Origin of the sequence: Paenibacillus catalpae, assembly GCF_900112695.1 — a bacterium.
GTDB classification, from domain to species: Bacteria; Bacillota; Bacilli; order Paenibacillales; family Paenibacillaceae; genus Pristimantibacillus; species Pristimantibacillus catalpae.
On the sequence record NZ_FOMT01000006.1, the window covers coordinates 472,503 to 485,288 of the forward strand.

14 protein-coding genes are annotated in these 12,786 nt (G+C 48.8%); all 14 read left to right on the forward strand.

Annotated features, from left to right (window positions below):
* The first annotated feature begins 19 nt into the window (after positions 1-19).
* The 14 genes from BM200_RS26725 to BM200_RS26790 all read left to right on the forward strand — a co-directional run bounded on the left by BM200_RS26725 (position 20) and on the right by BM200_RS26790 (position 12,786).
* Complete coding sequence (locus tag BM200_RS26725) at positions 20-1,267, forward strand: serine hydroxymethyltransferase (protein ID WP_091189897.1); 1,248 nt, start codon at positions 20-22, stop codon at positions 1,265-1,267.
* A 392-nt stretch (positions 1,268-1,659) separates the two neighbouring features.
* Positions 1,660-3,306 carry a peptide ABC transporter substrate-binding protein gene (locus BM200_RS26730; RefSeq protein ID WP_091189898.1) on the forward strand — a complete coding sequence of 549 codons (1,647 nt, stop codon included), beginning with the start codon at positions 1,660-1,662 and terminating at the stop codon, positions 3,304-3,306.
* A gap of 334 nt (positions 3,307-3,640) precedes the next feature.
* A complete protein-coding gene (locus BM200_RS26735; RefSeq protein WP_091189899.1) occupies positions 3,641-4,570 on the forward strand; it encodes an ABC transporter permease in 930 nt (309 codons plus the stop codon).
* Between the two features lie 3 nt (positions 4,571-4,573).
* Complete coding sequence (locus BM200_RS26740) at positions 4,574-5,509, forward strand: ABC transporter permease (protein WP_091189901.1); 936 nt, start codon at positions 4,574-4,576, stop codon at positions 5,507-5,509.
* A gap of 11 nt (positions 5,510-5,520) precedes the next feature.
* A complete protein-coding gene (locus BM200_RS26745; protein WP_091189903.1) occupies positions 5,521-6,528 on the forward strand; it encodes an ABC transporter ATP-binding protein in 1,008 nt (335 codons plus the stop codon).
* Positions 6,525-7,487: an ABC transporter ATP-binding protein gene (locus BM200_RS26750; protein WP_091189904.1), complete on the forward strand. Its 963-nt coding sequence runs from the start codon at positions 6,525-6,527 to the stop codon at positions 7,485-7,487. The genes BM200_RS26745 and BM200_RS26750 overlap by 4 nt, the downstream gene beginning before the upstream one ends.
* A gap of 170 nt (positions 7,488-7,657) precedes the next feature.
* Positions 7,658-8,287: a uracil phosphoribosyltransferase gene (gene upp / locus BM200_RS26755; protein ID WP_091189906.1), complete on the forward strand. Its 630-nt coding sequence runs from the start codon at positions 7,658-7,660 to the stop codon at positions 8,285-8,287.
* A gap of 378 nt (positions 8,288-8,665) precedes the next feature.
* Entirely contained in the window at positions 8,666-9,814 is a 1,149-nt protein-coding gene (gene wecB / locus BM200_RS26760) for a non-hydrolyzing UDP-N-acetylglucosamine 2-epimerase (RefSeq protein ID WP_091189907.1), read from the forward strand.
* A gap of 182 nt (positions 9,815-9,996) precedes the next feature.
* Positions 9,997-10,236: an AtpZ/AtpI family protein gene (locus tag BM200_RS26765; protein ID WP_245773163.1), complete on the forward strand. Its 240-nt coding sequence runs from the start codon at positions 9,997-9,999 to the stop codon at positions 10,234-10,236.
* Positions 10,229-10,597 carry an ATP synthase subunit I gene (locus BM200_RS26770; RefSeq protein WP_091189910.1) on the forward strand — a complete coding sequence of 123 codons (369 nt, stop codon included), beginning with the start codon at positions 10,229-10,231 and terminating at the stop codon, positions 10,595-10,597. Before BM200_RS26765 ends, BM200_RS26770 begins: the two co-directional genes overlap by 8 nt.
* A 22-nt stretch (positions 10,598-10,619) precedes the next feature.
* Positions 10,620-11,378: a F0F1 ATP synthase subunit A gene (gene atpB, locus BM200_RS26775; RefSeq protein WP_091189912.1), complete on the forward strand. Its 759-nt coding sequence runs from the start codon at positions 10,620-10,622 to the stop codon at positions 11,376-11,378.
* 84 nt (positions 11,379-11,462) lie between these two features.
* The gene (gene atpE / locus BM200_RS26780) at positions 11,463-11,678 is read left to right on the forward strand and encodes a F0F1 ATP synthase subunit C (RefSeq protein WP_091189914.1); all 216 of its coding nucleotides are present in this window, start codon (positions 11,463-11,465) and stop codon (positions 11,676-11,678) included.
* An 89-nt stretch (positions 11,679-11,767) separates the two neighbouring features.
* A complete protein-coding gene (gene atpF / locus BM200_RS26785) occupies positions 11,768-12,250 on the forward strand; it encodes a F0F1 ATP synthase subunit B (RefSeq protein WP_091189915.1) in 483 nt (160 codons plus the stop codon).
* Positions 12,247-12,786, forward strand: a complete 540-nt coding sequence (locus tag BM200_RS26790; protein ID WP_091189917.1) for a F0F1 ATP synthase subunit delta — start codon at positions 12,247-12,249, stop codon at positions 12,784-12,786. The genes atpF and BM200_RS26790 overlap by 4 nt, the downstream gene beginning before the upstream one ends.

Consider the following 12,786-nt stretch of genomic DNA (forward strand, 5'->3'; position numbering starts at 1 on the left):
TATTAGGAGGCTTTTCACAATGGAAAACTTACGTAACCAAGATCCTGAAGTATTAAAGGCAATGGGCCTTGAGCTGCAGCGCCAACGCGACAACATCGAGCTGATCGCATCCGAGAACATCGTCAGCGAAGCCGTTCTTGAAGCAATGGGTTCGGTACTGACGAATAAATATGCAGAAGGCTACCCTGGCAAACGCTTCTACGGCGGCTGCGAGCATGTAGACATTGTGGAAGACATCGCACGTGAACGCGCGAAAGAAATTTTCGGCGCTGAGCACGCGAACGTACAGCCTCACTCCGGTGCACAAGCAAACATGGCGGTATACCTTGCTGTCCTCAAACCAGGCGACACCGTTCTTGGCATGAACCTGGCGCACGGCGGCCACTTGACGCACGGCAGCCCGGTTAACGCATCCGGTCTCCTGTACAACTTCGTTGCTTATGGCGTAGACGAAGATACCTTCACAATCAACTATGACGAAGTTCGCAAAGCAGCCTTCAAACACCGTCCGCGTCTAATCGTTGCCGGCGCCAGCGCATACCCGCGCACAATCGATTTCGAGAAGCTTGGCCAAATCGCGCAAGACGTAGGCGCTTTGTTCATGGTGGATATGGCGCATATCGCAGGTCTTGTTGCAGCAGGTCTGCATCCGAACCCTGTGCCGCACGCTCACTTTGTTACAACAACAACTCACAAAACGCTTCGTGGTCCTCGCGGCGGCATGATTCTTTGCCGTAAGCCTTGGGCTGCAGCGATTGATAAAGCGGTATTCCCTGGTTCGCAAGGCGGCCCTCTGATGCACATTATTGCAGCGAAAGCTGTAGCATTTGGCGAAGCGCTTCAACCATCCTTCAAGGAATATGCACAAAAAGTCGTGAACAACGCAAAAGTATTGTCCGAGACACTGATCGCTGAAGGCATTAACATCGTGTCCGGCGGCACGGACAACCATCTGATGCTGGTCGATACTCGCAGCCTGAACATTACGGGCAAAGATGCTGAGCATGTCCTTGACTCGGTCGGTATCACAGCGAACAAAAACGCCATTCCATTCGACCCGACCAGCCCGTTTGTAACAAGCGGTATTCGTCTTGGCACACCGGCTGCTACTTCCCGCGGCATGGATGAGAAAGCAATGAAGACAATCGGCGAGATTATTGCCATGACGCTGAAAAATCCGAAAGACGAAGCGGTGCTTGCGAAAGCTACCGGCATGGTTCGCGATTTGACGGCTCAATATCCGCTTTACCCTAACATGAAATACTAATTCTTGCATTGCAGAAGAGAGGCTGTCCCAATGGTCATACGACCAGTGGGGCGGCCTCTTTTTTTCGTTGTGAATTAAGCGAAAGGGATTGCAGCATGCTATAAAAGGCGCTTTCACGATTCTACACAACTCGTCAAAAATCGACAATTTTAGAAATGTAATTTCTGGGGCGTGACAAATCATTATAAAAATTGTATATTTACTTACGGTATATTAATTTAGCATTAATTTTGTACTAATTTGGCCTGAACATATGTAAAACAAGGTGAATGAACAAACGTTCATTGATAATTATTCAATGTTCCGTATTATTTTTCACATTGTTTAAATTATGTAATGTCAAATTTTTACAACATAAAGGCAAGAGGAAAGAAACCAGGGGAGGATATTTTATGTCGAAGAAGAAGTATGGCTTTACATTGGTTTCCGTACTGCTAGCACTAGCTCTCGTAGCGGTCGGCTGTACACCTAAGGAAGAGTCCGGAAGCAGTGAAGCACCTGTATTCCGCATGAACCTTGCAACTGAACCGCCGTCTCTTGACCCGGCTCAAGTACAAGACCAAGTGTCTGCAACTGTTGTTAATGGTTTGTATGAAGGTCTTACTCGTAAAGACGAGAAGGGCGAAGTTGTTCCAGGTATAGCGAAAGAATGGAAAATCTCCGATGACGGCAAGACGTACACCTTCACTATTCGCGACGACGCAAAATGGAGCAATGGTGATGCAGTAACGGCAAACGATTTCGAATACGCTTGGAAGCGTGCTCTGGATCCGAACCTGAAACCGGCGGTTTCTGCTTATGCTTACCAGTTGTACTACATCAAGAATGCAGAAGCTTACAACACTGCTGCTGACGGCGTAAAGGTTGACGATGTAGGTGTTAAAGCGATTGACGAGCATACGCTGCAAGTTGAGCTGAACTCGCCAACTCCTTACTTCCTCGGTCTGATGTCCTTTACCGTTTTCTACCCGGTTCACCAATCGGTTAAAGAAAACGAAGCTTGGGCAACTGACGTTTCGACAATGATTACAAACGGACCGTTCAAGATGAGCGAATGGAAAAAGAACAACTCCATTACAATCGTTAAGGACGATAACTATTATGCAAAAGACGATGTGAAGCTTACGAAGGTTGTCTTCTCTGAAGTTAACGATTCGAACACAGAGCTGAGCATGTACCAAACCGGCGAACTGGATTATGCAGGCATGCCTACTGGCTTGATTCCTAACGAACAATTCCCGACGTTGAAACAAAACAATCCGGACGAGTTCAAAATTCAAGGCAGCGCATCGATCTACTACTACCTGTTCAATACAACGCAAAAACCTTACAGCAATGAAAAAGTGCGTCAAGCGCTTTCGATGGCGATCAGCCGTCAAGATATCGTAGACAACGTAACAAAAGGCGAACAAAAACCGGCTTACGGCGTTGTTCCTCCAGGTATCAAAGGGGAAAAAGACGACTTCCGTACCGAGCATCCGGACACTTACTTCAAGGAAGATATCGAACAAGCTAAGCAATTGCTTGCTGATGGTTTGAAAGAAGAAGGTCTGACTGCAATGCCTACTGTTAAGCTGACTTACAACACGAACGAACTGCACCAAGCGGTTGCTGAAGCAATTGCCGAAATGTGGAGCAAAAACCTCGGCATCAAAACCGAAGTTAGCAAGCAAGAATGGGGCGTCTTCCTCGACAACCGTAACCACCTGAACTATGATGTGGCACGCGGCGGCTGGGGCGCTGACTATGATGATCCAATGACGTTCATTGACCTGTTCTCGTCCAAATCCGGCAACAACAATACAGGCTTTGCAAACCCTGAGTATGACGCTCTGATCAAAGAAGCATACAGCACAGACGACCAAGCAAAACGTATGGCTGCTATGTCCAAAGCGGAAGAGCTGGTAATCGGTACGCGTGCGATTATGCCGATCTACTACTACAGCACGGTATATATGATTAAGCCTGGTTTCAAAGGCATCTTTATCGACTACAAAGGCGACATCGATTATAATCGCGGCTACTACGAAGCGGAATAATTAGCTCGTCACGGATTGAGGGATATATGCGGCCATTGATGTCTGCATATATCCCCTTTCACTTTTTTACTTTCGTAAGTTTAAAGTTTTTAACTTTTGAAAGCTTAAGCTTTCGCAGTAATGAATCATCACAATGGCTCTAAGCATGGCTGTTTGGGTGATCATTCATTTTAGGTCCATGCTTACGATGCAAGAATCATCACAAATAACCATGGCAATGGCAGTTTGTGTGATTCATTCTTTTAAAGTCCATGCTTACGATGTAAGAATCATCACAAATAGCCATGGCAATGGCAATTTGTATGATAATTCTTTTTAGGAGGTGCCATGACGTTTGGTTCGCTATGTGCTTCAAAAGCTGTTGTTCATGCTCGTTTCGATCTTCGTGCTGGCTTCGGCCACTTTTTTTCTGATGAAGGCTATTCCAGGCAACCCGTTCCAAAGTGAGAAGAACATTCCTGCTGCCATTCAAGAGCGTTTGAATGAAGAGTATGGATTAAACGATCCGCTGGGCGTTCAATATTTGCATTATTTGAACAACCTGGTTCACTTTAACCTCGGCATGTCCATGAAACAACAGTACGTTACTGTAGTTGATATTATTAAGACAGGTTTTGTTTACTCGCTTCAAATCGGGATTTTCGCCATTATTCTGGCGGTCGCAGCAGGGGTGCTGTTCGGTTTGATTGCTGCGCTTAACCACCGCAAGTTTCTTGACGGCTTTACGATTTTGCTCGCAGTACTTGGTGTATCGATACCGAACTTCGTTGTCGCTACGGGCTTGCAGTATGTATTTGGCGTCAAATTGCGCTGGTTCGACGTAGCCGGATTAAATGACCCAACTGACTTTATTATGCCGGTCCTGGCGTTGTCTTTCCTGCCTGCCGCATTTATTGCACGTCTTGTACGCTCCAGCATGCTTGAGGTTCTGAGTGCCGATTACATGAAAACCGCGCGCGCCAAGGGGTTGTCCGGCCGTGTTATCCTTGTACGTCACGCCTTGCGGAACGCTATTCTGCCAGTTGTCACGTATATTGGGCCGATGACGGCAAATATCATTACCGGTTCTGTTGTTATCGAGCAGATTTTCGGTATCGGCGGACTTGGCAAATTCTTCGTTAACAGCATTACGAACCGTGATTACACGCTTATTATGGGTCTCACGCTGTTCTATGCGGTTATCCTGATGCTGGCGCGTTTCATGACGGATATCGCTTACGGCTTTGTAGATCCGCGTATTAAATTAAGCAGGAAGGGGGGCTAATAAATGAAGGAACATACACTGGAGCCTAATGATTTTGTAAAGCTGAACCACGACGAGAAGCAGGGCGAGACGGTTGTCCGTGAAAGTATCTCTGCTTGGAAGGATGCCTGGTTCCGCCTCAAAACCAATCGCATGGCGATGATCAGTCTCTGGATATTAGCCCTTATCGTCCTGATGGCGATCCTAGGCCGGCCTATCGCTCACTATTTTACCGGCAATGATTTTTCAACCAATGACCTGAAAGCAACCAACATGGCTCCTTCTGCCGATCACTGGTTCGGTACGGACGGCTTGGGCCGCGACATGTTCACAAGGACATGGATGGGGGCAGGCATATCGCTTCAGGTTGGTATATATGCAGCAATTGTCGACTTGATCGTTGGCGTTATTATGGGCGGAATTATGGGTTACTTCGGCGGCAAAGTCGATGAAGTTCTGAACCGTTTCTGCGAAATTTTATATTCCATTCCGAGCCTTCTTGTCGTTATCCTGCTCATTGTCGTTATGGAACCAAGCATGTTTACCATTATCGTAGCTTTGAGTATTACAGGCTGGATTAACATGGCCTGGATCGTTCGCGGTCAAATCATGCAGCTCAAGAATCAGGAGTATGTTCTTGCTGCTCGCGCTCTGGGCGCAAACCCGGTTCGCATTATGTTCAAGCATCTTATTCCGAATGCTATGGGCCCGATTATCGTTACGATTACGATGACGGTGCCAAATGCGATCTTCGCGGAAGCTTTCCTGAGCTTCCTTGGTCTTGGCGTTCAATCGCCGGCCGCATCTCTTGGTACTTTGATTAATGACGCTATTAAGGCGATGACTGTATATCCATGGCGTATGCTGTACCCGGCAACGCTGCTTAGCTTGACCATGCTTTGCTTTAATATTTTCGGTGATGGCCTGCGCGACGCACTTGATCCGAAAATGAAAAAGTAGGAGGTGCAACAATGGAACGTTTGCTCGAAGTGAATGATCTTCGTGTTAATTTCAAAGTTCGCGGCGGTACTGTACAAGCGGTACGCGGCGTCAACTTTCATATAAATAAAGGCGAAGCCGTGGCAATCGTTGGTGAGTCCGGCTGCGGTAAATCCGTAACAGCACAAACGCTGATGCGCCTCATTCCAAGCCCGCCGGCGATGACCAGCGGCTCGATCATGTTCAAAGGGCAAGAGATCTTGTCCAAGACGCCAAAAGAGATGGAGAACATCCGCGGTAAAGAGATGGGCATGATCTTCCAGGATCCGATGACCTCGCTTAACCCGACGCTTACGATTGGCCGTCAAATTACGGAAGGCCTCGTCAAGCATCAGAACATGAGTGCTTCCGCAGCTCGTGCCCGTGCAATAGAGATGTTGAGCCTCGTAGGTATTCCAAACCCTGCAGCGCGCTTTAACCAATATCCGCATGAGTTCTCCGGCGGTATGCGTCAACGTGCGATGATCGCGATTGCTCTGGCTTGTAATCCTTCGCTTCTTATTGCCGATGAGCCGACTACGGCGCTCGACGTAACGATTCAGGCGCAAATTCTGCGTGTCATGAAGGATCTGCAAGAGCGTATGGGTACGTCGATTATCCTGATTACGCATGACCTTGGCGTTGTAGCGGATATGTGCGACCGCGTTATCGTTATGTATGCAGGCAAGGTTGTAGAGAGCGGCACGAAATGGGAAATTTTCAAAAATCCGAAGCATCCGTATACAAAAGGTCTGCTTCGTTCCGTGCCTCGTCTTGACCAGAAAAAAGACGAGCCGCTGATTCCGATCTTCGGCACGCCGCCGGATCTGATCAAGCCTCCGGCTGGCTGCAGCTTCTGCGCGCGTTGTGATGAAGCGATGCGCGTCTGCGTTGACAATGATCCTGCGCTCCTGCCGGTAGACGGCAATGAGTCGCATACTTCGGCCTGCTGGATGGCACATCCTTACGCGAAACCCGCGAAAAAGGAGGTATCCGTATGAGCGAGCCGTTAGTTAAGGTTAATAATCTGCGCAAGTTCTTCAACCTGGGCGGAGGCAATGTTCTGAAGGCGGTCAACGAGATCGACTTCTCTATCGCCAGAGGCGAGACCGTTGGCGTCGTTGGCGAATCCGGCTGCGGCAAATCGACGGCTGGTCGTACGATTTTGCGTCTGTACGAGCCTACGAGCGGTAATGTCACGTTTAACGGGGAAGATATCTACAAGCTGAAGGGCGCTAAGCTCAAGCAGATGCGCCGCGATATGCAGATGATCTTCCAGGATCCATATGCATCGCTTAACCCGCGGATGACGATCACGGATGTCATCGGTGAGGCGCTTGATATTCATGGCCTGGTAGGCAGCCGTGCAGAGCGTAAACGCAGGGTTGAGGATCTTCTTGATCTGGTTGGCCTGAATCCTGACCATGCTACCCGTTATCCGCATGAGTTCTCGGGCGGCCAGCGTCAGCGTATCGGTATTGCCCGCGCTTTGGCGGTTGATCCGAAGTTTATTATTGCCGATGAGCCGATCTCGGCGCTCGACGTATCGATTCAGGCACAGGTCGTAAACCTGATGCAGGATTTGCAGCGCAAAATGGGGCTGACTTACCTGTTCATCGCCCATGACTTGTCGATGGTCAAGCATATCAGTGACCGTGTTGCCGTTATGTATCTGGGCAAAATCGTTGAGCTTGCGGAAAGCAGCGAGCTGTACGGCAGTCCTGCGCATCCGTATACGCGCGCTCTGTTGTCCGCGAACCCGATTCCCGATCCGGAGATTGAAGCAACGCGCGAGCGTATCGTATTGGCCGGCGATTTGCCGAGCCCGATTAATCCGCCTTCAGGCTGTCAATTCCATACCCGCTGCCCGATGGCAACGGATAAATGCAAGACGGTAGAACCTAAGCTGGTAGAGGTGAGAAAGGGGCATTATGCCTCCTGTCACTACGCATCGGTATAATAAGGGAGGACGAAGCAGAGATTACATCTGTTTCGTCCTTTTTTTATGGAAATCCGCCTTTATATAGCCATAAAACTCAGGATGCATCAGAGGGGGCAGAATGATATAATAAACGGGATTGTGTCCAAGACTATAGGAATAACTTATTCACACAGGAGGAATTACGCTCCATGAGCAAAGTGGTTATATGCGACCATCCATTGATTCAGCATAAGCTGACCTTTATTAGAAACAAAGAGACCAATACGAAGGACTTTCGTGAACTGGTTGACGAGGTAGCCACTCTGATGGCTTACGAAATTACAAGAGACGTTCCTCTTGATACCATTACGGTGGAGACGCCTGTCGCAACCACAGAATCGAAGGTAGTGTCCGGACGCATGCTCGGGCTGATTCCGATTCTGCGGGCGGGACTTGGTATGGTGGAAGGAATGCTGAAGCTGATTCCGGCTGCTAAAGTCGGTCATATCGGACTTGTCCGCGACCACGAAACACTCCAGCCGACCGAATACTACATTAATCTGCCAACAGATGCGGCTAACCGCCAACTGATTGTCATCGATCCGATGCTGGCAACAGGCGGCTCGGCGATCGCGGCAATCAACTCGTTGAAGAAACGCGGCTGCGACCAGATCAGGCTGATGTGCCTTATTGCCGCTCCGGAAGGGGTTAAAGCGGTGCAGGATGCACATCCGGAGATTGATATTTACCTCGCAGCACTGGACGATGCCTTGAACGAGAAGGGCTATATCGTGCCGGGTCTCGGCGATGCCGGCGACCGTCTGTTCGGAACGAACTAACTAAAGCGTGCAAATATAGTCGTATGCTTACGAAGTATGAATGTCACAACTCGCACTATCCGAGCTCATTAGGTAACCATTCATTTTAGTCGTATGCTTACGAAGTATGAATGTCACAACTCGCACTATCCGAGCTCATTAGGTAACCATTCATTTTAGGCGTATGCTTACGAAGTATGAATGTCACAACTCGCTCTATTCGAGCTCATTAGGTAACCATTCATTTGCGTATGCTTACGAAGTATGAATGTCACAACTCGCTCTATTTGAGCTCATTAGGTAACCATTCATTTTAGGCGTATGCTTACGAAGTATGAATGTCACAACTTGCTCTATTCGAGCTCATTAGGTAACCATTCATTTTAGGAGTGAAATGTTTTGTCCAAACTGAAAGTAATGACGATTTTTGGTACACGTCCGGAAGCTGTAAAGATGGCTCCGCTCGTGCTGGAATTGAACAAGCATGCCGATCAGATCGAATCGATCGTATGCGTAACGGCGCAGCACCGCCAAATGCTCGATCAGGTGCTTGATTTCTTTGAAATCCAGCCGAATTATGACCTGAATGTGATGAAAGACCGCCAGACGCTGACCGAGACGACAGTACGCGTTCTGGAAGGCCTGGACCCGGTGCTGGCGGAAGCTAAGCCGGATATCGTGCTTGTGCATGGCGATACGCAGACGACCTTCCTGGCCAGCTACGCGTCCTTCCTGAAGCAGATTCAAGTAGGCCATGTCGAAGCCGGTCTTCGTACGTGGAACAAGCTGTCGCCATATCCGGAAGAGATGAATCGCCAGCTGGCAGGCGTCCTGTCGGATGTGCATTTTGCGCCAACCGAATGGTCGGCCGGCAATCTCCGCAAGGAGAACAAATCGGAAGCTTCCATCTATGTAACGGGCAATACCGCTACGGACGTCTTCCAATATACGGTTGATCCGTCGTTCTCCCATCCTGTTATTGAGTGGGCGAAAGGCAAACGTATGATTCTGATGACGGCACACCGTCGTGAAGCGCTGGGCGAGCCGCACCGCAACATTTTCCGCGCGGTCAAACGGATTGCCGATGAGCATGAAGATGTAGCAATTGTCTATGCGGTGCATCCGAACCCGGCAGTAAGAGAACCGGCTAATGAAATTCTTGGCAATCATCCGCGCATTCAATTAATCGAGCCGCTTGATGTATTTGAGTTCCATAATTTCTACCCGCATGCGTATATGATTTTGACCGATTCCGGCGGCTTGCAGGAAGAAGCGCCTTCCTTTGGCGTGCCTACGCTTGTCCTGCGTGATACAACAGAACGTCCGGAAGGCATTGAAGCAGGAACGCTTGAACTGGTTGGTACCGACGAAGAGAAAGTATACAGCCGCGCACGCGCCCTTCTGAATGATGCTGCCTTGTACGAAAGAATGAGCAAATCTGCCAATCCTTATGGCGACGGACAGGCTTCCATGCGGATCGTGCAGGCGATTTTGCATCATTTTGGAAGAACAAACGAGCGCCCAGAGCCGTTCACACAACGTTCATAGTTTCAGAAGAGTACCGCTGCTAGCTAAGCAATATACAGCATACAGTGGTACTGTACGGTTTTGCTCGCTCTGAAGGCCTGATTTTCCAAGGCTTTTGGCGATTTTTGAACAAATTGTTCGCAGTTTAATCAATTGACAAACCTTGCGCCGCTTCGATAAAATAAGTGAGGATTGACAGGGGTATGATGATGAATAAAAAGAGCAGAAGGGACAATCCGATGTTCGCTGCAGGCTTGGTAGGCGCACTCGGACTTCAAGTCGCTGTATGTATCTTTTTAGGCTATTGGATCGGCTCTTCCCTCGGACACCGTTTCGGTGAAGAGAAGGGATGGACCATCGGAGGCATACTGGTCGGTCTGGCTGTCGGTTTACTCTCAGCCATTCTGCTTGTGAAGAAGGTTATGGAGGAAGCCGATGGATAAAATAATGACAACGGCAGTACGGACGCTTCTCTTGGTAACCGCAGCTAGTCTGTTTGTTTGGGCTATCGTACCGGAATGGCGTACGATTACTCTCGGTCTGCTTCTGGGATTGCTAGCAAGTTACATGAATGCGTTTTTATTAAAGCGCAGAGTGGAGCTCGTTGCGCTCGGTGCTGCAGGGGGTGGCGCCCGCCGGATGGGACTTGGACTTGGAAGCCGCATTGCTACGGTATTGCTGGTTGCCATGCTCGCCTATCGCTTTCCGGAGAAATTCAGCATGCCTGCCGCCTTGGCTGGTTGTATGGTAATGCCGTTTATTCTTTTGGTAGCAGCATATATTTACAATAAAAGACAATCATAGCGGAAAGGGGTGAGAATTTTACATGCATGAATTTCCGATACTGCAGGTTGGACCATTTAACATTGACTTGTCCATGTTAATCGCGATATTGGTGTCAGGAATCATCACTTTCGTGTTGGCCAGACTGGCTGTTCGAAACCTTTCGGTGGACAACCCGTCCAAGCTTCAGAACTTCCTGGAGTGGGTCATTGAATTTGTTCATAATCTGATCGCGAGCGCCATGCCGCTTAATCGTGTGAAACCGTTTATATCGCTCGGTATGTCACTGATTATGTTCATCTTCATTTCCAACTTGCTGGGCTTGCCGTTCGGTATCGTAACCGAACCGCATCACGCTATTCCAAGCTTGGGGATTACAGAAGAAATGCTGCACGGAGAAGAGCACGTAGCTCTAGCTTGGTGGAAATCGCCGACTGCCGATATCTCGGTAACAGCGGGGCTTGCGATTATTGTGTTCTTCATCGTCCATATCCTTGGACTTCGACTGAACCGCAAGCATTATCTCAAGCACTACTTCCAGCCGTATCCGGTCTTCTTCCCGATTAACTTGATCGAGACAGTTTCGAAACCGGTAACATTGGCACTGCGGTTGTTCGCAAACATCTACGCAGGGGAAGTGCTGATCAGCACGATCCTGATGCTGGGCTGGATCGGTACGCCGTTCCTGGTTGCTTGGCAAGGCTTCAGTATTTTCGTTGGCGCAATCCAAGCGTTCCTGTTCACAATGCTTACGATGGTTTACATCTCGCAAGCAGCGATTCACGACGAAGAGCATCATTAATTATGATTTACGTTTGACCCCCGCGCTCTAATGCGTGGGTTAAGTTATACAAAAAAAACCACAATTTACGAGGAGGATTTACAAATGGAAATCTTGGCAGCAGCATTGGCAGTAGGTTTGGGCGCGGTTGGCGCAGGCGTGGGTAACGGTATGATCGTAAGCAAAACAGTTGAGGGCATCGCTCGTCAACCAGAACTGCAAGGCAAACTTCAAACAACAATGTTTATCGGCGTAGGTATCGTCGAAGTTGTGCCTATCATCGGCGTAGTTATCGGCTTCCTGGCGTTCTTCAGCGCTTAATTGAACATTCGCAACTGGCGGGGAAGGCCTAGCCCTCTTCGCCTTCGTTATGATTTAGACAATTCTGTGTTGAGGAAGGAGTGGCAGCAATGGCTTGGCAGTGGGAATCCACAGTAATCGCGATGGTAGCATTCGGAATTTTGTACTTCCTGTTGAACAAATATGCGTTTGGACCATTGTTCAGCATTATGGAGCAGCGCAGACAATTGGTGCTTGAGCAGATGAATACGGCGGAATCGAGCCGCAAACAGGCTGAAGCGCAAATGGCTGAGCAAAAAGCAGCGCTTGATCAAGCGCGCAAAGAGGCTTACAGCATTATTGAACAAGCGAGAACGACGAGCACGAAAACAGCTGATGACATTGTTCAAACGGCAAAAGCGGAAGCGACTCGCCTGAAGGACGATGCTTTGAAAGATATCGAGAGCGAGAAGAACAAAGCGATCGCCGCGCTTCGTACCGAAGTGGGCGGAATCTCCGTTAAAATCGCGTCGAAAATCATCGAGAAGCAAATCGATGAGCAATCTCAGGAGCAGTTGGTTAATCAATACCTGAAAGAAGTAGGAAGCAAATGAGCCGCGACGCAGTCGTAGCGAAGCGCTACGCTAAAGCATTGTTCGAGCTCGCGCAACAAGACGGCATTATCGCCGAGGTTGAAGGCCAGCTTAAGCTGATCGTTGAGACGCTCGAGCAAAACGCAGAAGCCGTTAAGTTTCTTTCTTTACCAAGCATTGATCCTGCGAACAAGATTGAGGTTCTTAAATCGGCGTTCGGTGACCGTATTTCTTCCCTTGTGATGAATACCCTTGAGTTGATTGTGGTTCGCGGCCGTCAGGATGTTATTGCGGAAGTATATGATTCCTTCAAAAAAATTGCGGGCGAGGTTCTTGGCCAAGCACACGCAACTGTATATGCCGCGACTCAATTGTCTGCTGCTGAACTCGAAGAGGTTGTTGCTCAGTTCAGCCAATTGACCGGCAAAAAAATTATTGCACAGCAAATCGTAGAGCCTGCTTTGCTCGGCGGCGTACAAGTGCGCATCGGCGACCGTCTGTACGACGGAAGCTTGTCCGGCAAACTGGATCGTTTACAAAAATCGTTTAAAATCTAA